The sequence below is a fragment of the Sphingobium sp. 15-1 genome (assembly GCF_013375535.1).
Classification (GTDB): Bacteria; Pseudomonadota; Alphaproteobacteria; order Sphingomonadales; family Sphingomonadaceae; genus Sphingobium; species Sphingobium aromaticivastans.
The window spans coordinates 786,618-809,712 of record NZ_JABXJG010000002.1 but is presented as its reverse complement, the minus strand read 5'-3'; the positions used below and the strand labels follow the sequence as shown (position 1 = coordinate 809,712).

Annotated in this window: 21 protein-coding genes; 6 read left to right on the top strand and 15 right to left on the bottom strand. The window is 65.9% G+C overall.

The genetic code is table 11. The features are described 5' to 3' along the window. Nucleotides 1–3: 3 nt before the first annotated feature. The 7 genes from HUK72_RS19885 to HUK72_RS19855 form a co-directional block, all read right to left on the bottom strand. Nucleotides 4–1,017 carry an NADP-dependent oxidoreductase gene (locus HUK72_RS19885; protein ID WP_176598335.1) on the bottom strand — a complete coding sequence of 338 codons (1,014 nt, stop codon included), beginning with the start codon at nucleotides 1,015–1,017 and terminating at the stop codon, nucleotides 4–6. Between the two features lie 4 nt (nucleotides 1,018–1,021). After that, nucleotides 1,022–3,367 carry a TonB-dependent receptor gene (locus HUK72_RS19880; protein WP_255325881.1) on the bottom strand — a complete coding sequence of 782 codons (2,346 nt, stop codon included), beginning with the start codon at nucleotides 3,365–3,367 and terminating at the stop codon, nucleotides 1,022–1,024. Between the two features lie 346 nt (nucleotides 3,368–3,713). After that, nucleotides 3,714–4,700 carry a fumarylacetoacetate hydrolase family protein gene (locus HUK72_RS19875; protein ID WP_218036183.1) on the bottom strand — a complete coding sequence of 329 codons (987 nt, stop codon included), beginning with the start codon at nucleotides 4,698–4,700 and terminating at the stop codon, nucleotides 3,714–3,716. A 26-nt stretch (nucleotides 4,701–4,726) separates the two neighbouring features. After that, a complete protein-coding gene (locus HUK72_RS19870; RefSeq protein ID WP_176598333.1) occupies nucleotides 4,727–5,761 on the bottom strand; it encodes a VOC family protein in 1,035 nt (344 codons plus the stop codon). After that, on the bottom strand, nucleotides 5,758–7,368 hold the full coding sequence (locus HUK72_RS19865; protein ID WP_176598332.1) for an FAD-dependent monooxygenase: 1,611 nt from the start codon (nucleotides 7,366–7,368) through the stop codon (nucleotides 5,758–5,760). The genes HUK72_RS19870 and HUK72_RS19865 overlap by 4 nt, the downstream gene beginning before the upstream one ends. 94 nt (nucleotides 7,369–7,462) lie before the next feature. Next, nucleotides 7,463–8,146 carry a TetR/AcrR family transcriptional regulator gene (locus tag HUK72_RS19860; protein ID WP_176598331.1) on the bottom strand — a complete coding sequence of 228 codons (684 nt, stop codon included), beginning with the start codon at nucleotides 8,144–8,146 and terminating at the stop codon, nucleotides 7,463–7,465. Nucleotides 8,147–8,441: 295 nt separating this feature from the next. Beyond that, nucleotides 8,442–9,770, bottom strand: a complete 1,329-nt coding sequence (locus tag HUK72_RS19855) for a 4Fe-4S binding protein (RefSeq protein WP_176598330.1) — start codon at nucleotides 9,768–9,770, stop codon at nucleotides 8,442–8,444. 272 nt (nucleotides 9,771–10,042) lie between these two features. On the opposite strand from HUK72_RS19855, the gene HUK72_RS19850 reads away from it, so the two are divergent. Further along, a complete protein-coding gene (locus tag HUK72_RS19850) occupies nucleotides 10,043–10,240 on the top strand; it encodes a hypothetical protein (RefSeq protein WP_176598329.1) in 198 nt (65 codons plus the stop codon). 312 nt (nucleotides 10,241–10,552) lie between these two features. Here HUK72_RS19850 and HUK72_RS19845 read toward each other — a convergent pair whose 3' ends face one another. After that, nucleotides 10,553–13,378, bottom strand: coding sequence for a TonB-dependent receptor domain-containing protein (locus tag HUK72_RS19845; protein WP_176598328.1), 2,826 nt, complete (start codon nucleotides 13,376–13,378; stop codon nucleotides 10,553–10,555). A 478-nt stretch (nucleotides 13,379–13,856) separates the two neighbouring features. Here HUK72_RS19845 and HUK72_RS19840 point away from each other — a divergent pair, with 478 nt between their 5' ends. Genes HUK72_RS19840 through mtnA form a run of 5 tightly spaced genes read left to right on the top strand, consistent with a single transcriptional unit; the run spans nucleotide 13,857 to nucleotide 18,022 of the window. Continuing rightward, on the top strand, nucleotides 13,857–14,483 hold the full coding sequence (locus HUK72_RS19840; protein ID WP_176598327.1) for a methylthioribulose 1-phosphate dehydratase: 627 nt from the start codon (nucleotides 13,857–13,859) through the stop codon (nucleotides 14,481–14,483). Then, nucleotides 14,480–15,031, top strand: coding sequence for an acireductone dioxygenase (locus tag HUK72_RS19835; RefSeq protein ID WP_176598326.1), 552 nt, complete (start codon nucleotides 14,480–14,482; stop codon nucleotides 15,029–15,031). The genes HUK72_RS19840 and HUK72_RS19835 overlap by 4 nt, the downstream gene beginning before the upstream one ends. Next, complete coding sequence (gene mtnC, locus HUK72_RS19830) at nucleotides 15,028–15,723, top strand: acireductone synthase (protein ID WP_176598325.1); 696 nt, start codon at nucleotides 15,028–15,030, stop codon at nucleotides 15,721–15,723. The genes HUK72_RS19835 and mtnC overlap by 4 nt, the downstream gene beginning before the upstream one ends. Continuing rightward, entirely contained in the window at nucleotides 15,720–16,961 is a 1,242-nt protein-coding gene (gene mtnK / locus HUK72_RS19825) for an S-methyl-5-thioribose kinase (RefSeq protein WP_176598324.1), read from the top strand. Before mtnC ends, mtnK begins: the two co-directional genes overlap by 4 nt. Then, a complete protein-coding gene (mtnA, locus tag HUK72_RS19820; protein WP_176598323.1) occupies nucleotides 16,958–18,022 on the top strand; it encodes an S-methyl-5-thioribose-1-phosphate isomerase in 1,065 nt (354 codons plus the stop codon). Before mtnK ends, mtnA begins: the two co-directional genes overlap by 4 nt. Here mtnA and HUK72_RS19815 read toward each other — a convergent pair. From HUK72_RS19815 to HUK72_RS19785, 7 genes are all read right to left on the bottom strand, one after another. Continuing rightward, nucleotides 18,016–18,444, bottom strand: coding sequence for a TadE/TadG family type IV pilus assembly protein (locus HUK72_RS19815; RefSeq protein WP_176598322.1), 429 nt, complete (start codon nucleotides 18,442–18,444; stop codon nucleotides 18,016–18,018). The two genes, mtnA and HUK72_RS19815, sit on opposite strands and share 7 nt — an antisense overlap. Beyond that, nucleotides 18,444–18,626, bottom strand: coding sequence for a Flp family type IVb pilin (locus HUK72_RS19810; protein WP_066562160.1), 183 nt, complete (start codon nucleotides 18,624–18,626; stop codon nucleotides 18,444–18,446). Before HUK72_RS19810 ends, HUK72_RS19815 begins: the two co-directional genes overlap by 1 nt. Nucleotides 18,627–18,698: 72 nt before the next feature. After that, nucleotides 18,699–20,456 (bottom strand): TadG family pilus assembly protein, encoded by a 1,758-nt coding sequence (locus HUK72_RS19805; RefSeq protein WP_255325880.1) that lies wholly within the window; start codon nucleotides 20,454–20,456, stop codon nucleotides 18,699–18,701. Between the two features lie 89 nt (nucleotides 20,457–20,545). After that, nucleotides 20,546–20,746 (bottom strand): hypothetical protein, encoded by a 201-nt coding sequence (locus tag HUK72_RS19800; RefSeq protein ID WP_176598320.1) that lies wholly within the window; start codon nucleotides 20,744–20,746, stop codon nucleotides 20,546–20,548. Nucleotides 20,747–20,749: 3 nt separating this feature from the next. Continuing rightward, the gene (locus tag HUK72_RS19795) at nucleotides 20,750–21,361 is read right to left on the bottom strand and encodes a tetratricopeptide repeat protein (RefSeq protein ID WP_255325879.1); all 612 of its coding nucleotides are present in this window, start codon (nucleotides 21,359–21,361) and stop codon (nucleotides 20,750–20,752) included. Further along, complete coding sequence (locus HUK72_RS19790) at nucleotides 21,358–22,221, bottom strand: type II secretion system F family protein (protein WP_176598319.1); 864 nt, start codon at nucleotides 22,219–22,221, stop codon at nucleotides 21,358–21,360. The genes HUK72_RS19795 and HUK72_RS19790 overlap by 4 nt, the downstream gene beginning before the upstream one ends. After that, a complete protein-coding gene (locus HUK72_RS19785) occupies nucleotides 22,221–23,090 on the bottom strand; it encodes a type II secretion system F family protein (protein ID WP_218036182.1) in 870 nt (289 codons plus the stop codon). The genes HUK72_RS19790 and HUK72_RS19785 overlap by 1 nt, the downstream gene beginning before the upstream one ends. Nucleotides 23,091–23,095 lie beyond the last annotated feature (5 nt).

Below are 23,095 nucleotides of genomic sequence, written 5' to 3'. Positions count from 1 at the left end.
TGTTCAATCCTTCGCTGCGGGAAGCCGGATCAGAAGCTTCCCCTGATTTTGCCCGGAATAGAGGCGCGCTATCGCGCCGGGGGCCTCGCCAAGCCCCTCCAATATGTCCTCGCGGTAATGCAGCCGTCCCTCGCGCAGCCAGGCCGACAATTGGGCGACGGCCTCGTCGAAGCGATCGGCATAATCGAACGTGAGGAATCCGCGCATCGTTGCGCGCTTCACCAGCAGGTGACGCTCGGGCCGGGCGCCCTGCGGCCAGGGGTCCCAGCTCGCGATCGAGGCGGTGCCGCAGACGGCGATCCGCGCATGCAGGCGCAAATGGCGCAGCACCGCGTCGCTGATCGGCCCGGCTATATTGTCGAAATAAATGTCGACCCCGTCGGGACAGGCGCGGGCGATGGCGGCATCCAGATCGGGCTCGCCGCGATAGTCGATCGCGGCGTCATAGCCGAACTCGTCCAGGCACTGGCGCCGCTTTTCCGGCCCGCCCGCCAGGCCGACGGTGCGGCAGCCCGATATGGCGGCGATCTGGCCCACGCACGACCCCACCGAACCCGCCGCCGTCGAGACGAGCACCGTCTCGCCGGGACGAGGGGCGCAGACGTCAAGCAGCCCGAAATAGGCGGTGACGCCGTTCAGCCCCAATATGCCCAGATAGAGCGACAGCGGCAGGTCCGTGTCGGCAATGCGCAGCAATATGGCGGACCGGTCGACCGCCGCATGCTCCTGCCAGCCGAACAGGCCCATCACCCTGTCGCCCGGCGCGAAATCGCCGTGCCGGGACTCCACCACCTCTCCGACGGCGAAGGCGCGCATGACGTCCCCGACGTGGATGGGGTCGGAATAGTTGCTCGCATCGCTCAGCCAGCCCCGCATGGCGGGCTCGACGGACAGATAATGGTTGCGCACCAATATCTGTCCTTCGGCGGGAACGGGCAAAGGGCGTTCCTCCAGCGCGAAATGCTCGCTCTGGGGAATGGCCTGCGGACGGCGCGCAAGGATGACGGCCTGGTTCATCGCATCAATAGCTGTAGCTGAGCGTCGCGCCATAAGTGGCGGGCATGCCGGTGGTGCGCGCCACCGTATCGACCACATGGGTGACGGTGGTGACGTAGAATTTATTGGTGACGTTGCGCCCCCAGAGCTGGAACTTCCATCCGCTGTCCGGGCTTTCGATGCCGACCCGCAGGTCGAGCACGGCATAGCCGGGCAGGGCGAATTCGGGCGCTCCCCCGAACGCCGCCACGCTGCGCGAGCGGTAGCGGACATTGCCGCCCAGGGACAGGTCGAGCTTGCCGGTCAGCGCGAAACGATAGTCGAGATCGCCGTTGAGCTGCCATTTGGGCGTGCTCGGAAAGGGTTCGCCCTTGATGTCGACAACGGCGGCATAGGGATCGTTGGCGAGGAAGCTCCGGTCGACGCGGGAGTCGACATAGGTCGCGCCGCCATTGAAGGTCAGCCCGTCGACCGGCCGCCAGTTGACGCTCAGCTCAGCGCCGCGGACGCTCGACTTGGGAACTTGCACCAGCCCCGGCAGATTGCCGAAGGCGGTGGTGATGTAGCCGATGATCTGCTTGTCGTCATATTTGTAATAGAAGCCCGCGCCCGTCAGTTGCAGCCGCCGGTCGAGCAGCGAAAGCTTGAAGCCGGCCTCATAGGCGAGCACCGATTCCTGCTTCACCGGTTCGAACTGGCTGGGGAACAGGCCGGGCACCGTCGGGAAGCTGCCCGCCTTATATCCGCGCGTGACGTTGGCATAGAGGAGGCTGTCGGGGTTCGGCTTCCAGTTGAGGCTGGCGCGCCAGGACAGATTATCCTCCTTCAGCGACTTTTCGACGATCGGCACCGGGATGAAGGGCGTGCCATATCCGACTTCGCCCAGGGTCGCGCAGGCGCCCGGCGCGAGCGCCACCGTCGGCGGATCGAAATTGCGCGACAGGTTCGACAGGAAGCTGAACGCGTTGGAGATCAGGCCATCCCCCACGTCCAGCAGGCAGCCGCTGAACCGGTTGCGCTGATCGCTGTAGCGCGCCGAAACTTGCGCCGTCACCGTGTCCGTCAGCTCATAGTCGATGCTGCCGAACACCGCCTTGGTCGTGATCTTCTGATGGTTGCTGTTGATGAACGAGGTGTAGCGGAATGGCCCCACGCCGCTGTTGCTGGCGACATAATCGCCGCGCTGGTCGTCCCCGGTGGTGTCGTGGCTGTAATTGCCGCCCAGCATCCAGCGGACCGGACCCGTCGTGCCCGCGAGCCGCAATTCCTGCGACACCGTCTCTATGTCGGCGTTGATCGTCAGCAGGAAATTATTCTGCGGCACGCCGTCAGTGTCGCTGGGCGAGCGCTGCTTGAACCGCGAATAGGCGCTGATCGAGGTCAGGGTCACGGCATCGCTGACGTCCAGGTCGCCGCGCAGCGAGAATTGATAGAAGCTGTCGTCGCGGCGAAGGTCGGTGCCGGGATCCCAGTCCGCGATGCGGCTGCGGTTGGGGGCCGGGACGGCGGCTTCCAGCTCGGCGGTGATGTCGGTATAGCCGCCCGCCGCCGGAGCCACGGTCGGCGCATATTTGACGAACTGCGCCGCCTGCGTCTCACTCCTGTCGATCCAGCCATTGGCGTTGAATTCGAAGCGCAGCGTGTCGGTGGGTTGCCAATCGAGCAGCAGACGGGCGGTGGAATAATCCCGGCGGCCAAGGCGGTCGGACGGGCGGGTCTGGCTGATCTGCCAGCCGTCGCGATATTCGTGGCGCACCGCGAGCCGCGCCTTCAGATTGTTCGCGATCGGGCCGCTGACGAAGCCCTGCGCATCCACCTGGTCGAACCGGCCATAGCTGAGGTCGATGCCGGCGGCGAGGTGGTCGGTCGGCTTGGCCGCGATATAGTTGATCGCGCCGCCGGTCGAATTCTGGCCGAACAACGTGCCCTGCGGCCCTTTCAGCGCCTCGACGCGCTCCACGTCGAGCGACGCCCCCTGGGTCATGGCGAGATTGGGCAGGGGCACCTGGTCGACATAGACGCTGACCGCCGGGGCCACGGCGACGGCGACGTCATAGAAGCCGATGCCGCGCATCGTGAAGACCGGCGTGCCATAGGCGCTCGGCTGATAGGTGAAGCCGGGGACGATCTTCACCAGGTCCGACGGCTGGGTCACGCCCGCATTGGCGAGCTGGCCAGCCGAAGCGGCGGTGATGGAGACCGGCACGTCGTTCAGCCGTTCCTCGCGCTTTTGCGCCGTGACGATGATTTCGCCCATGGCCAGGTCGCGCTGCGGCGCGGCTTCTGGCCGTTCGGCCGGAGACTGCGCATGGGCGCAGAGCGGGACGACCAGCGCGCTTGTCGCGAGCAGGGCGCAAATAGGATTTTTCATTTCTTCCTCTCCCTTGTTCAATCCCTGACCGCCTGTTTTTCCTGGGACGGCCGGGTTGCTTGTTCATTCCTCTGCGGGACGCCGATCCGAAGATTGCCCGCGGCTGTCGGTCGATCTCTTTGCGGGCATGGCGCGCGGCAACCGCGCCGCCCGCGTGACAGGGGAAGGCAGAGCGGGCGGCGGTCTTGCGATGCGGCGCCTGGATGTTCTGGAAATTCCCGGCGCCGCCGGTTCGCTTTGTCCGCTCAGCTTCTCTTTTTCAGGTTCCCGTCACGATAGAATGCCATGCTGGCGGACGGAGTCAACATAAAACTCTACGTATGTGGAGTATTTCTCAATCTCCGCCTCAGGCGCCGGTTATCCGGCTCCGCTGCCCGCCCAGCGACGTCCCGCTGGCCGCGTCGCGCAGCGTCAGGCTCAGCTCGTCGCCCGGTTGCAGGAAGCGTCCGAGCGTCTTCATTTCAACACGCATGCCCTCGCGCCGCGCCGCGTCGTTCAGCAGGTTGGTCTTCAGCAGTTCGATCAGCCCCGGCGTGCCCTGCGCGATGACGCCGCCGGGCGTTCCGGTCAGCACCATGTCGCCGGGCTTCAGGTCCATGATCGCGGCGATCTGGCTCAAGGTTTCGGCGGGTTTGTAGATGAGCTGCGCCGTATTGGCGGACTGCCGGACCTTGCCCTCATAGGATAGAGACAGTTCCAGATTGTCGACCGTCGCCGCGACCTCTTCCGGTTCGAGCAGATAGAAGACCGGCCCGGTCGGGCAGAAGGTGCGATAGCTCTTGCCCTGGAACCACTGCATGAAGGACGCGCCGAACATGGTGTCGCGCGCCGACACGTCGTTGCACAGGACCACGCCGGCAAGATAGGAACCCAGATTGTCGGCCGTCACGGTCGTTCCCGCTTCCAGTGGACGGCGCAGGACGATGCCGACCTCCACCTCATAATCCAGAAGCTCGACGCCTTCGGGCCTGACGATGTCGGCATAGGCGCCGCAGAGCGATGAGCTGGCCTTGACGAAGAGCAGATTCTCCTTCCGCGCATGATGCCCGGCTTCCGCTGCATGGTCGCTATAGTTGAGCCCTTGGCAGACCAGCGTCGCATCGGCGGTGACGGGGCTCAACAGGGCGCTCGCGGCAAAATGCACGGCCTCGCCCGTAGAGGTCAGCTCCGGCGAAGCTTCGATCGCACTGATCAGTTCCCCCAGCGTCTTCGCGTCGCTCGCGATGCCGCGTCCCTCGACCCGATCCGCCGGTCCCGCCGGGGCGTCGCCGGTCAGCACGGCCCAGCGCGGGCCCGCGCCTTCATCATAGCGGACGATCATCAATGCCATCATTCTACTCCTGCATGCAATTATGGGCGTCAGCGAAGCCAGGGGCGCGGCGGCGCCAGCAAGGCGTCGACGATCTCGCGGACAAGCGGGGGCGCGTCGGCCGGGGCGGGGGCGGGCGGACGCATGGAATCGGGAAGATCGTCGCCCCAGGACCAGAGGTCGCCGCGGGACAGCGGATGGAAGCCGGTCGGATAGTCGGCGGTCATCAGGTCGCCGTCCGCATAATGTTCCCACTCGTCCCCGGCGGAGTCCTTCCAATAATCGAAGACCTGGCTGCCGAGCACATGGCGGCCGATGCCCCAATAATGGTTCCAGCCCCTGCCGCGCAGATATTGCTGGCCCTGTCCCACCGCATCGACGTCGATCGTCTCGGTCGAGATGTGCAGAAGGCGCGATTCCGGCCCGGCGAGCAGCGCGAGGCTGTGATGGTCGGCGGGCTCCGCGCCCCGGTCGAAGCGGAAGAAGCCGAGCACCGGCGCATCGTCGCCCACGGTCGCGACGTCAGTCGGAAGATAGCCGAAATGGCGCCGGTACCAGCCGGCGGTCCGTTCGAAGTCCGGCGTCTGGAGCACGACATGGCCGATGCGGAACACCGGCGCGGGCGCGGTCGGCGTCCGGACCGGCTTGTCGATCCGACGGCTGGCCACAGGCGAGTTGACCTCGGTCAGCGGCTCCCGCACCGGCAGCGGTTCCAGCGATGCCGCGCCCCAGAGCAGGTCGACGCGCACGCCCTCCGGATCGAAGAGGCGCACCCGCTCGCCGCCGCCCGGCGCATCCGTCGCTTCGACCAATGCCTGGGTGGCGGTCGCCAACCGATCGAGATCGGCGCGGTCCCTGGCGGCAAGGCCGAAGCCGACGAAGGCGTCCCGCTCCGATGCGATCAGCTCGACGCAATAGGGTTGCGGTCCATAGCCCCGGAAGTGGCGCGATCCGCTGCTGCCGCCCACGACCGGCACGAAACCGAAATCCTCCAGGAAGCGGGCCATGGCGTCGATGTCGCGCCGTTCGAAGCTCACATGGACCACAGCGTTCGCCCGGATGATGGGATCGACCCGATGCTTCATGACCTTGCCCCCCTGATCCGGTCTATCACCGCCATCGGGTCTTCCGGCATGGCGTCGCCGCGCCAGGCGACATGCTGGTCGGGGCGGATCAGCACGAAATCGCGCTCATAGATCCGCCGGGCATGCGCATCGCGAATGTCGAGCAGGGCGACCGGCACGCCCCGCTCGCGCGCGGCGTCGAGCAGCGGCTGGGCCGGAGCGTCGGTGAAGCGGACCAGGGTGAACCAGGGCCCCAGCCGGTCGAAGATGGCGCTGCCATCCTCCAGGAACAGATGCGGCGCCCGCATGCCCGGCCAGGTGCTGGGCACATAATCGCGCAGCCGCCATTCCGGTTCGTCGCATTCATGGCAGATGATGGGCGACTGGCGGTAGCGATGATCCAGCTCGATGCCCCGCGATTCATTCTCCGCATTGCCGAGTTCCGCGATCAGCGCGCCATAGGCGTCGCGCGCGGCGGCCCCCGCTGGCGTGTCGTCATGGATGATCGGGGCATAGGCTTCCGCGATCTTCAGGCGCACGCCCATATGCAGGCGCGACGCGTCGACGATGGCGCGGCCCACCGGCCGGCGCTCCGCCTCTATGCTGTCGAGCAGGGCGGGGCCGCCCCAGCCTTGCAGGATGGCGGCATATTTCCAGGCGAGGTCAACGGCGTCGCCTATCCCCGTGTTCATGCCGTAACCGCCGGTCGGGATCACCTGATGCACGGCATCGCCCGCCATCCAGACCCGCCCGCGCCCATATCCGTTCGCCAGCACCAGATGCGGCGACCAGGGGTTCGCCTGGATCACCTCGATCGGGAATTCCCGGCCCAGCGCCTCGAACGCGAGTTGCCTGGGGTCGACGGTCGCTGCATCCGTTCCTTCGGGCAGCATGCAGTGGAGCGTCCAGATTTCCCCATCGTCCTGCGCGATCAGCGTGCTGCCGGCGGGCGACTGATAATGCCAGGCGATGCCGAACCGCTGGAGCAGATCACGCGCCGGCGAGCGGAAATGCACCATGAAGAAGCGGGCGACATTATATTGCCCATCCCAGGCATAGCCCAGCTTCTCGCGGATGATGCTGCCGCCGCCGTCGCAGCCCGCGAGCAGGGCGCAGCGCTGCCGCTCGGTGCGGCCCGTCGCGACTTCGCGCAGGTCGACCGTCACGCCTTCGCCATCGTCTTTGAAGCCCTCGACCGCCCAGCCGAACCGCATCTCGACCAGTGGGGATTCTTCCAGCAACCCGCGAAGCAAGGGTTCGAGCACGACCTGGCTCAACCGCATATAGGGTTCCAGCGGTTGCGACCCGTCATTGTTCGCGCGAATTTCTTCCCGCCAGCTTTCGACATCGGGATAGCGGAAGCGGGCCAGTTCCCACTCGTTCAACCGCGTCACCCAGGAAACGTCCATCGGATTGCCGCGCGGCACGGCGACGTCGCGTATCTTCTCCGCAATGCCCATCCGGCGGAACAGCTCCATGCTGCGGCCATTGGTCACGTCCATCTTGGGATGGCGCGTGGTCGAGGGATTGCGTTCGAGCAACAGCGTGCGAACGCCGCGGCTTTGAAACTCAAATGCGGTGGTAAGGCCGACCGGCCCCCCACCCGCTACGATGACTGGAACATCCACGGGGCATCTTCTCCATCACGGTCAATTGCCGTCTGGAGAGCAGGGCTATCACGCCCCGCACCCGGAGTCCATAAAAACTCTACACTCGTGGAGTTTATTTGAAGATGGCCCGCTCCACCAGGTTCCAGTATCGCTCGACCGCCTCCTCATCCTTGATGGAAAAGCCAATGGTTTCCGTCATTTCCCGGTTGAGCGACGATAATGTGGAGGTCATGCCGATCAGCATATAATAGACATGATCGGGGTCCCCTTGCAGGAGCTGCCCCTCGGCCTGCGCCGCCCTGATCTGGGGCAGAATGCGCTCGCGGGTCTTGCTGAGGATCTTTTCGACGAGCCAGCCGATTCTCGGACTCGATCCCTGATTCTCGCGCAGCATGAAATGGTGGAACGCGGTATGCTCGACCGTGAAGCGCAGGAAGGTCCGGAACTCGGCCCGCACCCGTTCGGACGCGGACATTTGCGAGTCGGGCGGTATCGCTTCGTCCCACATCGCCTCGATCTGTTCGAAGGCATATTCGGCCACCGCCTTCCAGAGCGCCTCCTTGGTGCGGTAGTGATAGGTGATCAGCGTATATTCAAGGCCCGCCCGCTCACCGATGCGCCGCACGCTGCTGCCGTCGAACCCGCGCTCGGCAAATTCGTTGAGCGCGGCTTCCAATATGGCCTGGCGCGTCTCGACGGACCGCTGCTGTTCCCGCCTGTTGGTCTTCCGCCGCTGGCCGGGCTGTTTTCCGACGGCGCTTTCGTCCAGGGCCTTGTCGCGCTTGGTTTCCGCCATTGAACCTCCCATTGCCGCCATCGAAGCGCGATCGTTCCCCTACCGCTGTTTAAGGCAGCATCGCAATGCTTGTTAGGCTAGATCGACATTCAGCTATTTCGTACGATTGGCGCCCCTTTCATTCCAAATCGTCATGCTGAACTTGATTAGCTTCGCTGGCCTATGGCTCAGCATCCATTTCTCCCCATGAGCCGTAGGTGGATAGAGGCACAATGGATGCTGAGCCGAAGGCCAGCGAAGTTAAACAAGTTCAGCATGACGTCGCTTATATTTTTAAGCTGAATCTCGATCGACCCTAGAAGGGGAAGCAGGCGAGATAGGCGTCGAGCTGGCTCCGCTCTCCCTCCAGGCGGATGGAGCCTTCCTCGAAAAGCTCATCAAGCTCGCACAGCATGTTGAGATAATCGTACCATCGCTCCAGCTTGACCCAGACCTTGAAGTCGGCCTCCCCGACATGACCCCGGTCAGCGACGATGTCGAGCAGCTTGCCGGCAATGCGGACCGTGACCAGATGCGGTATCGTGTCCTCGAAGGTCCAGTGGCTCGTCTGGTCCATCATCCTCGCCGCGCCGCGCTGGAAGCTGAGGCGAAGCGCGAAGAGATGGCCCGCCAGGCTGGTCGTGATCCGGCCGGCGCGAACATGCTTGATCTTCTTGTGCGGGAATTTGCGCGGCGCGCTCTCGTCGGCATCGGTGCCCTTGACGACATAGAGCACCTCCTCCTTGTCCAGAAGCGGTTTCACCACATCCTCGACATAGGTCTTGCGGTCGCGCAGGAACGGGGAAATCACTTCCTCCCCGGCCGGGCAAACCGAGATGCAGTAAGCGGCCTTATATTGCGGCTTGAAGGACAGGGACTGCCAAAGCGACTGGTTCTCGCTCGGGGGAATGCGCTTGCGATAGTCCGCCTTGTCCTTGGCCTCCACGACATTCTCGACCCAGTTCAGGAAATTGCCGGTAAAGTCGTGATAATTATGGGTGTAGCAGGTCATGAAGTCGAATGCGCCGTCGGCCTTGATCGCGCCCACGGGGCAGGCGGCCACGCACAGCTTGCAGCCCAGGCACGGATTATAGTCGACCGGCTGATCATATGCGTCGACTTCGACGCCCAGCAGCACCGTCCCCAGCAGGATGAAGCTGCCGAATTTCGGATGGATCACGCTGCGGTGGACGCCCATATGGCCCAGGCCCGCCTCGACCGCGACGGGCTTGTGCTGCACCATCATGATCTTGGGCTGATCCAGCTCCATCGGAAAGGCGGCGATGGCGTTGCAGGCCGGAATGCCGCGCCGCGTGAGTTCGCGCACGATCTCGCGGCACGCTTCGTTCACATGGTCGTAGGTGGCGTGGAATTCCTCGTTCGCGACCGACCGCGTCTGCGACCGCACCGGCCACTCATTCATCCGGCAGACGATCGCGAGCAGCGTCTTCGTCTTGCCATAGACCTTTTGGATGTAGGGGATTTGCGTCGCAAGCGACGGACGCGAGAGTTCCACAAGCCCGGCATCGGCGGCGCCGCATGCGATCGCGATCTCCTTCAGCAGAGCCGCGGATACTTTTTCGACGGTCTCCCCGCCGTCCCGCTCGCGCAGGGCGCGCACAGTGGGATGATCCTCGAACGCCATGGTTTCACCTTATATGATATTATGAATATAATCTCATCGCTATCTCCTATCCTCCCCTGTGGCAAGAGCGCGACCCAGCGCATCCGCCGATCGCTGTCGTAAAAATCATCCAATTCCATGAATTTGTGCGGAAATTATAGTATGATGATAATATGAAGACGCCGCTCTTGCCGCCGCGAGGCTTGTGCGAGGGACTCGACCCGCCATTTGCCCATCGCTGCGCGGATACCCATCATGGCTCGCGCGTTGGTCCGTCAGTCAAGGAGATGGACATGCAGAATGATGGACAGCGCGGCGAGACTTCCCAGGACCCCGCCGAAGGCCGCAATGACGTGCCGCCGCCCGAACGCGGCTCCCCCGGCGGAAATCCGGACGAGGCCGACGAGACGATGGTGGAGCAAGTGGAGAAGGGCGGGGACAGCGATCCCAATCCCCTGGCGCCTCCGGTGAATACCGGCGCTGGAAGCTAGGCGGCGGGGCAAATTCAAGATTCGCCGGACTGAGTGATTTGGGTGGAATGCGGATTTTCTGCTTTCAGCACTCACTTAATGGCACACCGTGCTCCTGCGCAGGCAGGAGCCCAGTTCAGCCGTTGCGACGATCCACTGACAGTGGGCCTGGGCTCCTGCCTGCGCAGGAGCACGGCGCGCTTAACGGCTGAGAATGACCGCAACTGGCCCCAACATTCCGAATTTGCCCACGCGGCCTAGTCGGGCCATGAAGCGCGCCGACCTTCGATAAATGCCGGAGGGCGCGCATTAACCGCGCCCTCCGGCATGATCTTACATCTTGTAGGACAGGCGCAGATAACCGAACTGCCCCGGTATGTCATAGGTGGTCGGATCGAAATTGGCGCTGTCGCACGTGAAGCAGGCCGGCGGGTCCTTGTCGAACAGATTGTTGACGCCCAGCGTCAGCCGCGCGCGATGGTCCATCCAGCTTGGCGAGAAATAAAGCTGGATGTCGCCATAGAAGGTGCTGCCCATGCTATGCACGCCGTCCCGCTCATCCACCTTGCTGATGTAGCGCCCGGTGAAGGAGACGCCATAGCCGTCGGTCGACCAGTCGAGCGTCGCGTTCAGCTTGAACCGGGGATAGGCCTGGTCTGTGCTGCCGCGTTCCGTTCCGGCGAATTTCTGCACCGGGGCATTGAGGTCCGACGGCGGCAGGACGTCATATTTGATCAGGTAGGCGGCATTGACGGTCAGCCCGATCGTCCCGTCGGAAATGGCGGGCGAGCGATAGATGAACGATCCGTCCAGCCCGTCCGTCCGGATCGCGTTCAGGTTGAGCAGCCGCCCGCTGATGCCCGCCACATTGCCGTTGGCGGTGCGGGTGATCGCGGCGCAGCTCACCGGATCGGCCTCGAAGGCGCAGCGTTGCAGCGTCAGCGACGCGGGAACGGAGTCGATCGCATTCTTCAGCCGGATCTTGTAATAGTTGATTTCCAGGCTGAGCGTGCTCGCAAAACCGCTGTTCCGTGCCCAGGCCGGGCTGTAGACGCCGCCCGCCGTCCAGGTCTTCGCCGTCTCGGGCTTGAGTGCGGTCGACCCTTGCGAGAAGACGCCTAGCTGCCCGCCATTCGGTTCGGCATAGCTGCCATTTGCGGGCACGCCATTGGCGATGCAGTTGGCGCGGACGGTCGCGTTGGTCTGGAAGAGGCCGCCCGGCGCGCTGGTGCACGGATCGTTGATGGTGGCGTCGGTCCGCGACAGACCCGCATAAAGCTCACCGATGCTCGGTGCGCGCAAGCTTTCCGCATAGCCGCCGCGCAGCAGCAGGTCGCGCGTCGGTTTCCACAGACCGGAGACAGTCATCGTCGTATTGCCGCCAAAGCTGGAATAGTTGGAATGACGCACCGCGCCGTTCAGGTCCAGTTTCTGGAAGAAGGGCGTGTCGGCCAGGATCGGAATCCGGATTTCGCCATAGACTTCATCGACGTTGAAGCCGCCTCGCGCCGGGCTGGTCGGCACGTCCGCGCCCAATCCCGCGACGATGATCGGATCGGGACTATAGGATGCCTTCTGGTCGCGATGTTCATAGCCGATGGCGACACCGACGGGACCCGCCGGAAGATCGAACAACTCGCCTGAAAGGTTGGCCGTGAAGTCCCACAGCCGTTGCTCGCTCTTGTCCTTTTCGTCGAAGGTCACATAGTCCAGCATCGCCTGGGTGATCGACCCGGCCCCGCCGAATATGTTGAAGGGCACGCAGGGACCGGTGCAGCCTCCCACCGGGCCAAGCGCCTGCGCCAGCCTGGCGGCGTTGAGATTGCCGGTGAAGACCTGATGCGCGTCGTTGATGCCGTAGACGCCGTTGACGTCCCAATACCATTTATGATCCCCGATATCGAACGAACCGTCTAGCGTCGCCGCCATGGTCAGCGTGTCGACATCCTGGCTGAAGGTGCGCTGGCCGCCTTCCACAAACCGCCGCCGGATGGTGGAATAATTGGCCGGCGTCCCGTTGGCGCCCGACGACAGCGTCACGCCGAAGGGATTATAGGGGTTGGTGACGTCGACCGAAATGGTGTCGAGCAGATTGCCGTTGCCCGCATCCGGCCCGATGAACAGCGGCAGGAACGCCGCCTTGGTCGTCGAATTGCGATGTTGATAGACGAACCGCGTGCGCAGGTTGACGCTGTCGTTCAATTCTCCCTTGAAATTGACGAAGGCGCCATAGCGTTCGGACGGCGTCAGAAGATAATTATAGGGTGCGAAATTGAACGAGTCCGTGCTGCTGCTATAGTTGCGATAATCCGCCAGCGTCGGATTGCGGCCGATGACTGGCGCGTTCAGCGTCAGGCTCTGCCCCAGAACATCGTACCGGCCATTGGGCGTGGCGCTGGAACAGCCGCCGGCGGCGCAGCTCGTGGCGCCCGGCGTCGGCCATTGCGAGATGGAGCGGTCGGCGGTGCTGACGGCGCTCTGCTTCACATAGTTGGCGCCGAAGACCAGCGAGGTACGGTCAGACTGAATGCCGTAACTGGCGTTGATGTCCCATGTGTCGCCGTCACCCTGGCGGAAAGTGCCGAATTGCGCCGAAAAGTCCAGCCCCTTCTGGGACTGTTTGGTGATGATGTTGACGACCCCGGCGATGGCGTCGGTGCCGTAAAGCGGCGACGCGCCGGACTGCAACACTTCCACCCGCTCGATCATGTTGGCGGGAATGGTGTTGAGGTCTACCGAAGCGGGAATGCCGCCCGCTGCTGAACCGTTCACATAACGCATGCCGTCGACCAGGATCAGCGTGCGCTTGGCGCCCAGATAGCGCAGATCGACTTCCGCCGAACCGGAACTGACGCCGGTGCCGTCGGGCGGGCCGCCGATATTGCCGGCATTGTTGACCTTGGTGTTCAACCCGCCGGCGGCGCTGGGAATGCGCTGAAGAACGTCCGCGATCGAGGAAAGACCTGTCCGTCCGATCGCTTCCTGATCGACGGTCACGACCGGCTTGTCCTGGTTCAACGGGTTCTGGCGAATGCGGGATCCGGTTACGATGATGGATACGCCCTCATCTCCCTGGGGAGCGACTTGGGCCAGGACCGGTGTCGTCCAGATCAGGACCGACATGACGACGCTGCATTTCAGGCTATTCTTGTTGCGCATAAACACACCCCACAAAACAGACCATGGGGATTGATATAGGACTACATCAGCGTGGCAATCATAGTTGGGGGGACATGTACAAATCGGGATTCTTTTTTTCCCATATGTTGCTTATCCGCAACAAAATTACAGCTTTTCATTGGCCCATCAGGATAATTGTCGTGAAATGGATATTTCCCCGCCCGCGGCATCATCCGCGCCGTAGGCGGGGAAAAGGGGCCTGTCCGTCAGAATGATTGCTGCGGATATTCATTGTCAGTCGCTGATCCATGCGGTGTCCCGCAAGCGCGTCTCGCCAGGGCGCTTGCCGGAACTGGTATGCGGGCCATTGCGGCGCTCGACTGCCGCCGCTAGGATCGATGCGATCCCTTGTCATCAAAGGATCATCGAACGCCCTTATCCAGCCGGGACGTCCGACAAGGATGACTGGTGCCGTGGTGACTCGCGGTTTTCTCCATTGTTGGATATGTCCGCTGCCATGTCTGATCTGCCTTCTTTAGCGCATGCGCTCGCGGAAGCCGGCCGCCGTCTCGACGCGCGCGGGCTTGCGCCCGCGACGGCGGGCAATTATTCCGTCCGGCTCGCGGACGGGGCCATCCTCATCACCCGGTCGGGCGCGCATAAGGGGCGGCTGACGCCAGCGCAGTTCATGCGCGTCGCGCCGGACGGCGCGGCGATCGATCCGGGCCAATCCTCCGCCGAAACCCTGCTGCACTGCCTTGTCTACGCGGTCGATCCGGGCGCGGGGGCGGTGCTGCACACCCATTCCGTCGCCGGAACGGTGCTCAGCCGCGCGCTGGCAGGACGGGACGGGATCACGCTGGCCGGTTATGAGCTGCTCAAGATCTTTCCGGGCGTCGCGACCCATGAGGCCAGCGTCACCCTGCCGCTGGTGGACAATAGCCAGGACATGCCGGCGCTGGCCGCCCAGCTCAGGCCGATATTGGAAGGGCAGGACCCGCCGATCTCCGCTTTCTACATTCGCGGCCACGGCCTTTATGCCTGGGGCGCCACGCTGGAGGCGGCCGAGGCGATGGTCGAGGGATGCGAATTTCTGCTCGCCTGCGCCTGGGAAGAATGGAAGCTGAACGGAGTGGCCCGATGACCGCCTTGACCCAATATGACGACACGCCGCCGCACGAAGCGCGGGGGCAATGGCGCGATCATGCGACGATCGCGGCCCTGCTGGAGCCCACGGGCGTGCGGCTGGAGCGCTGGGAAGCCAGCGCGGCGCTGGCGCCCGACGCCACGGACGGCGACATCATGCAGGTCTATGCCGCCGACATCGACCGGCTGAAGGCGCGGGGCGGTTATCAGTCGTGCGACGTCATCAGGATGACCCTGGACCATCCCCAGCGGGAGGACATGCGCGCCAAATTCCTGGCCGAACATGTCCATGACGATGACGAGGTCCGCTTCTTCGTCGAGGGCGCGGGCCTGTTCTACATCCGCTCTGGCGGCGTGGTCCATGCGCTGCTCTGCACCGCCGGCGACCTGATCGTCCTGCCTGCGGGCACGACGCACTGGTTCGACATGGGCGAGCACCCCTGCTTCACCGCCATCCGCCTGTTCACTACGCCCGAAGGCTGGGTCGCCCGCTTCACCGGCGACGAGATCGCGCGCGCCATCCCGCTCTATCAGGGGGCGGCATGAAGCGGCCGAACCGTCCCGCCGCAATCGTCACCGACATAGAGGGCACGACGTCCAGCATCGCCTTCGTCCATGACGTGCTGTTCCCTTATTCCCGCGCCCGGCTGGCGGCCTTCGTCGCTGACCATCCGGCGGAGGCCGCGCCGATCCTCGACGCGGTGCGGGCCGAAGCGGGGGCGGAACTGGACGACCGGGCCTGCGTCGATCTGCTGCTGCAATGGCATGATGCCGACCGCAAGATCGGCCCGCTCAAGCAATTGCAGGGCCTGATCTGGGCGGAGGGCTATGCGCAGGGGCATTTCACCGGCCATGTCCATGCCGACGCGGCGGTGGCCTTGCGCCGCTGGCACGATGCGGGCGTTGCGCTCTACGTCTATTCCTCTGGCTCTGTGGCAGCGCAAAAGCTGCTGTTCGGGCATAGCGATCATGGCGACCTGACGCCGCTGTTCGCGGGCTATTTCGACACGGCGATCGGCGGCAAGCGGGAAGCGCGATCCTACCGCGCCATCGCCGCTGCGCTGGACCGCCCGCCCGCCGGGATATTGTTCCTCTCCGACACGCCGGAGGAACTGGCCGCGGCGCGGGAAGCGGGTCTGGCCGTGATCCTGCTGGCGCGGGGTGCGGCGCCAGGGGATGACGCCTTTCCCGCCGTTGCCAGCTTCGACGCCATTGAATGGGAGGAGGATCGCCCATGAGCTACGTCGCCTTGGACGAACGCAGCGTCGCCCCGTTTCTGGCCACCGTCCCCGCCGTCGCCGCGCTGCTCGGCGGCGCGCCGGACGGCTGGACCGTGCGGGAGGTCGGGGACGGCAATCTCAATCTCGTCTTCCTGGTCACGGGACCGGACGGCGGCGTCGCCGCCAAGCAGGCGCTGCCCTATGTCCGCATGGTGGGCGAAAGCTGGCCGCTGCCCCTGTCGCGGGCCTATTATGAGCGGCTCGCTTTGGCCGATCAGGCCGCCCATGCGCCCGCCCGCGTGCCCGCGCTGATCCATCATGACGACGTCATGGCCCTGACGGTGATGGCCTTGCTCAGCCCGCATCGCACGTTGCGCGGCGCGCTGGTCGACGGGGAACGCTATCCGCTGCTGGCAGAGCATCTGGCGGAATTCCTGGCCGATACGCTGTTCTTCACTTCGGACCTGGCGGTGCCGGTGGCGGAGAAGAAGGCGCGCATCGCCGCCTATCTCGGCAACACCGCCATGTGCCGCATCACAGAGGATCTGATCTTCGACGAGCCCTATTTCGACGCGCCGATGAACCGCCATACGCCGGGCCTGGAGGATGTGGTCGCCGCCTTTCGGTCGGACGTGCCGCTCCGCCTGGCCGCGCAGCGGATGAAGGCGCGCTTCCTCGCCGCTCCCGAAGCGCTGCTGCATGGCGATCTCCACACCGGATCGGTGATGGTGACGGCAGGCGACACGCAGGTGATCGACCCGGAATTCGCCTTTTACGGCCCGATCGGCTTCGACGTGGGCATGATCCTCGCCAATCTGTGGATGGCCCATCTGGCCCAGCCCGGCCAGCGTCCGGCGGAACGGCCGGACCCCTGGCTGCTGGATCAGGCGGAGGTGCTGTGGGACGGTTTCGCGTCCCGCTTCGCCGGACATTGGCGCGCCCTCGACCCGCAAGTGGAACATGGCGCGCTCCACGCTCTGGCGAAGGCTGACCCCGGTCTGCGCGAAGCGGCGATCCGGGAGCGGCTCGACGCCATCTGGGCCGACGCGCTGGGCTTTGCCGGTTGCGAGATGATCCGCCGCATATTGGGCCTCGCCCATGTGGCGGATTTCGAAAGCATCGCGGACGAAGCCCTGCGCGCCGGTTGCGAGCGCCGGGCGCTGTGCATGGCGCGGGCGCTGCTGGTGGATCGCCCGTCCTTTCCCGGCATCGCCGCCGTGTCGCGGGCGATCGGCCAGCAACTGGCGCCGGCATGAGGCTGGAGGGGCAGGCGACGCGCTCCATCTGGCTGGAGCCGGACGGCTGGAGCGTCGGCATTTTCGACCAGCGGCGCCTGCCCTGGGCGCTGGAGCGGCTGGTGCTGCGGACGCCGGAGGATGCCTTTCACGCCATTGCCGACATGGCCACGCGCGGTGCGCCGCTGATCGGCGCCGTCGCCGCCTACGGCCTGGCGCTGGCGCTGCGGAAAGACCCCGGCACGGCATCGCTGGAACGCCATTTCTCCCATCTCGCCTCGGCGCGTCCGACAGCGGTCAACCTGCGCTGGGCGCTGGAGAAAGTGCGAGAGGCGGTCGCGGGACAGCCGCCCGAGCGAAGGACCGCGATCGCCTATGTCGAAGCCGCTCGCCTCTGTGACGAGGATGTCGCCGCGAACCGCGCGATCGGGGAAACCGGCCTGCCCCTCATCCGGGAGATCGCGTCGCGCAAAGGAGGAAAGCCGGTCAACATCCTGACCCATTGCAACGCCGGATGGCTCGCCACAGTCGATTGGGGCACGGCGACCGCGCCCCTCTACCTCGCCCATGACGAGGGCATCGCCGTGCATATCTGGGTCGACGAGACCCGGCCCCGCAACCAGGGCGCGCTGACCGCCTTCGAACTGGCAGGCCATGGCGTCCCGCACAGCCTGATCGTTGACAATGCGGGCGGCCTGCTGATGCAGCAGGGTCAGGTGGACATGGTGATCGTCGGCACCGACCGGGTCACCGCCAATGGCGATGTCTGCAACAAGATCGGCACTTATTTGAAGGCGCTGGCCGCCAGCGCGCATGGCATCCCCTTCTACGTCGCCCTGCCGTCCAGCACTTACGATCCGGCAACGCCGGACGGGGCGAGCGTGCCGATCGAGGAGCGCGCCGCCGATGAGATACGGTTCATGACCGGCCCCGGCGAACATGGCGTCCCAGCGCGGATCGGCATCACCGCGTCGCCCGCCGTCAATCCCGCTTTCGACATCACGCCCGCCGCTCTGGTCACGGCCTATATCACTGAAACCGGCCTGGTGACCGACCCCAGGCGGCTCGGGCAGGGTCAATAGCTTCCGTTGGTGACGATGACGCTGGCGCTGACCGTCGGAGACGGCATGGGCACGAACGCGGCATAGCGCATCATCGGACTGCCGCTCAGAGAATAACGCACCTGCACCCGGAACGTGCCGGTCGCATCGGGGCCGGCCGTAATCACCGGCCCGCCGCCCGCCGCCAGCAGCGTGCCGTAACCGTCGACCACCGCCCGCGCCCGGCTTTGCGCCAATGCCGTGCGCTCGGCGGTGGAAAGCCCCGCCACGGCGGCCCGCGCACCCTCCACGGCGGCATGGCGCACGCCCATCAGCGCGGCGAAGTAAAAGGAATAAAGCACGATCGCGAAGACCAGCATCAGCAGCGCAGGCGCCAGCAGCGCGAATTCCAGCGCCGCCAGCCCCCTGTCGCATGCCGGCAGGCGGCGCACCCGGCTCCACATCAGCTTGATGGAATGCTGTTGAACATCGTCGTGAAGGCGGCGCCGAGCTGCGTCCGGAAATTGGTCCCCACCGCGACGATTGCCGCCACCACCACCGCGCCCAGCACGGCATATTCCACGGCGGTCAGCCCTTTTTCATCCCGCGCCAATTTCGCGATCAACGATCCCAGAAACTTGTTCATCCCACTTCTCCTTGGTCCCTCCACGGAATGACCGGCGGCGAGCGGGGGAGGGGGCCCGCCCGCCGCCGGACCTCACACCAGCACCGGCACGCCGCACCGCGCCCCGGTCGCCCAGAGCGTCGCATGGCCAAGTTGGATGCCCAGCGCGCCGAGCAGATTGGTGACCAGCGGATCGATGGTGGTGCCGACCAGCGCCGCCAGCGGATTGACGACGCCGCTCAACAATTGCGACCGGGCGAGCGCCTTGGTCGCGTCGCAGACGATCGGCAGGCAGGTGCCGAGCAACGTCACCTGCAATCCGTCCGATCCGCCGAGGTTGCCGACCAGCGACGTCAGCAGCGGTCCGACCTGCGATCCATTGCCGATGCTGGCGGGCGCGCCGGGCGATCCCGGACGGCCGACCGTGCCCTGTCCGCCGGGGCCGAAGACCAGCGCGCCGCTATTGCCCATCACCGGCTGCGCCACGGCGCGGCCGTCCACGGCGACGACGCCCAGCGCGTTGACGATCCGGACCGGCTGCACCTCGGCGGCGGACAAAGCGGGCATCGGCAGAGTCATCGCGCCGGCGGGCAGCGCGCCGACATAGGCGTTGACGAGGCCAGTGCTGGCCTGCACCGTGACGCGCATGTCCCGCGCCTGTTCGGCCGTGTCGGGGCAGTCGATGGCGCTCACCTGGCCCTGCGCCGCCGCGATGTCGATCGTCACCGGCAGATTGACCGACAGGATCGGAACGCCCAGCAGGGTAACATTCTTGATGCCGACGTCCAGTTGCAGCCGCAATGCGGACGTCGCGACGCTGGTCTCCCCCGCCGGGCCAAAGGAAAAGCGCGGCCGGTCCATCGGTCCGCTCGCCATGGCGGCCAGCAGCACGCTGCTGCCCGGCGCGACCGTGCCGATGGCGTTGGACAGGTCGACCTTGCCGCTCCCCGCCTGCACCGCGTAGGAAAAAAGCTGATAGGCGTTGATCCCGGCCCGCAGCGCCGGTTTCCCGTTCGCGCCGCCCACCGGCATGTTCTTCCATACGCCCAGGCCGAACAGCCCCTTCAGCGGCACGGCATAGCCATTGCCGACCTGCCCGGCGAGCGTGGTCAGCGCGGCGGCGGTCGCGCCATTGTCGGCGGCGCTGGCGGCGGCATAAAGCAGATCCTGCAACCCCACCGTCCGGGCGGTGAGCGCGGCATAGGTGCCGCTTTCCCCGACCCGCTGCGCCAGCGCGTCGAAGAACAGCCCCGCATCGACATTGCTGGCCATCAACGCCTCGACATCGGCGGTGGAGAGGTGGAGCTTGATCCCCAGCAACGCGCCCAGCAGGTCGTTGACGCTGTTCACCAGCGCGTTGGTCACGGTCAGGATGCCGGATGTGATGCCCACGCCCGCCTCGTCGATGCGCGTCGCGGTGGCGCTGGCGCTGAGGTCGGGCAGCGGATTGGCGGGGCCCAGCACCCGCATCAGAAACTGCCGCGCCGCTTTTCCGGTCCGGATGCGCACGGCGTTGACCCGGCCGTTGCCCGGACAAAGCGCCATGCTGGCATCGAACCGCTGCGCGGCGCCAAGCCCCGCATCGGCGCAATAGCGCCCCAGCTCGACCGAACGGAGAATGGCCGGATCATAGCCGTTGCGGGCCAGGCTGTCCCGCGCCCGCGCCGTCGCCTGCGCCGGATTCATGGCGGCGGCCAGCGCGGCGGCATCGGTCGCTGCGCGCAGATTGCGCTCGCTCACATAATAAAGCCCCGCATCCAGCGCGAACCCCGCCGCTCCGATCAACACCGCGCCCAGCGCCGCCACCATCGGCGCCACAGCGGCCGACCGGTCGCGCCAGAGGCGCCCCAATCCCGTTCGCTTCGAGCGAAGTCGAGAAGCGCTATGCGCATCCGTATCTCGACTTCGCTCGATACGAACGGAGGTGGCGCATTCTATCCTCATCGCGCCGCATCCACAGCTCGCTCGACCCGCCGACCAATGGATTCCAGATAAAGCCTTCGAACCCGCGCAGCCTCCTCCGCCGACAGCTCCGCCTCCTCCCGGGGCGGCGCCTTCAACTGCCACTCGATCACCCGCCGCGCCTCGCTCTCCAGCGGCAGCGGGGGCGGGGAATCCAGCATCACCAACAGCGCGATCATCGCTCAGCCTCCCTTTCCGATCCGGGCAGCCTCTGCCGCCAGCTTCCGCCGCAATGTCCCATCGGTCCCGCGCAACCGCGCCTCGGCCTCCGGGCCGCGCCCGGCGACCATCAGCGCCAGCAGCAGATTGTTGCGAATGACCGTCATGGCCGGCGCCAGGTCGCTCGCGCCGCGCAACGCCTCGATCGCTGCCCCGGCCTGCCCGGCGCGCAGTAAGGCATAGCCCAGCGCATTGCGCAGCAGCGGATCGGCCGGGCTGGCGCGGCTCGCCTGCTCGTAAAAGGCCGCCGCCTCCGCCCAGCGCCCCCGTGCCGCCAGCAAATGCCCGCGCACCGCGCTGACGCCGCCGTCCGCCGTCTCGTCCGGCAGCGCGACCGCCTCCGCCGCGTCGATCTGCTGGAGGTCGATCAGGCTGTTGACCCGCAGCAGCCGCGCCTCGGCATCGCCGGGATAGCGCCGCTCGAAATCGTCGAGATAGGCCAGCGCCGCCCTGGGCCGTCCATCGGTCCGCGCCTGGCGGATGAGTTGCAGATACAGGCCGCGCGTATCCGGCGCTTCCTCCGCGCGCGCAGGCGCGGCCGTCATCAGCAACGCCGCCAGCATCAACAGCCTCATTGCGAAATCCCCCGCAAAGTATCGAAGATCGCCACCACCGGCGGCCCGCCCAGCACCACGAACAGCGCGGGCATGAAGAACAGGATCATCAGCACCACCATCCGCACGGTGATGCCGCCCATCGCCTCGCGGGCGCGCATGACGCGCCGCTGGGTGAATTCCCGCACGAATTCGCGCAGGGCAGGGGCCAGCTCGACGCCCTGGAACAGCGCCTGCCGGAACAAAGCGGCCAGTTCCTGCGCGCCGTTCACCGCCACCCGCGCCGCCCAGCGGTCCAGCGCCAGTTCGTATCGCATCCCCCGGTCGAGATCGGCCACCAGCATCGCGATCAGCCGCGCATGATGCGGCACGGCGATGGCCTCGTCCCGCGCAATCGAGCGAAAACATTGGTCGAGCGAAATGCCGCTCTCCAGCATCATCAGCATCAGGTCCAGCAGGAAGGGAAATTCCGCCATGATCGCCTGCGCCCGCCGCGCCGCCAGCAGATGGATCGCCTGCTTGGCCCCGACATAGGTCAGCCCGGCGACGATCACGATCAGCAGAGGCTGCGCCAGGAAACCGCCCCAGGCCAGCCGCGACACCGTCATCGCCGCCAGCGCCGCGCCGCCGGTCGCCGCCAGCCGCGCCCACACGAACCAGTCCGCCGCTCGCGCATTCTGAAAGCCGGCCAGCATCAGCTTGCCCGCAATCTCCGACTTGTCCCGCCCCCGCGCCGCCAAGACTCCCGGCAGGCGCAGCGCGGGCCGATCCCCGGCCATGCCCAGCCGCGCCGCCAATTGCCGGTCGGCCAGCCACATCCGCGCCCCGGCAAAAGCGCAGGCCACCCCCAGGGCGGCGCAGAAAAGGAGCAGCGCGGCCATCAGAAGGCGAGCCTCATCACCCGCCGCATCACCAGCATGCCCATCCCTTGCAGTGCGACGGCCACGACCGCCAGCCTGTGCCCCCGCGGATCGTTCGCGAAAAAGTCGATATAGCTGGGGTTCATCGCCACCAGCAGCGTCATCGCCACCAGCGGCATGACGATCAGCACCCGCCCGCTGATCCTGGCTTCGGAAATGGCGGCCTTCAGCTCGCGCTTGATGCGAATCCGCTCGCGCAGGATGTTGGCCAGGTTCAGCAGCACCGCCGAAATCGACCCGCCATAACGCATATTGGTGCGGATCGCGGCGGCCAGCATCGATATTTCAGGAACGCGCAGCCGCTCCGCCAGCATCTGCATCGCATCCGCCACCGGCGCGCCCAGTTCCAGCCGCCGCGCCATCGGCGCGATGAAATCCTGCACGATGGCGGGCGCATCGCCCAGCGCCCGATCCAGCGCCTGCACCAGCGAATTGCCGACCGCCTGCATCTGCCGCACGGCGTCGATATAATAGGGCAGCGCCTCGATCAGCGCCTCGACCCGCCGCTGCGCCCGCCGCCTGACCCAGCCCAGCAGCGCCAGGGGCACGCCCGCGACCACCGCCAAAGCCGCCACCGGCCCCGCCGCCAGCAGCGCAACCAGCGCCGCCAGCACCAGCGCGCCGCCGAAAATCCCTGCCGCCCGTGCCGTCACCTCGATCTGCGCCTGCGCCAGCAAGGGCGCGACGGCATCCGGCGCCGACAGCACCACCCGCCGCGGCGCCACCGCCGCCGAAGCGAACCCCAGCCGCCGGTCGATCACCGCTCGCTGCCGCGCCTGCTCCGCCAGCAACTGCCAGCCGATCCCCGCCACGATCAGCAGCGAGAGCATAAGAA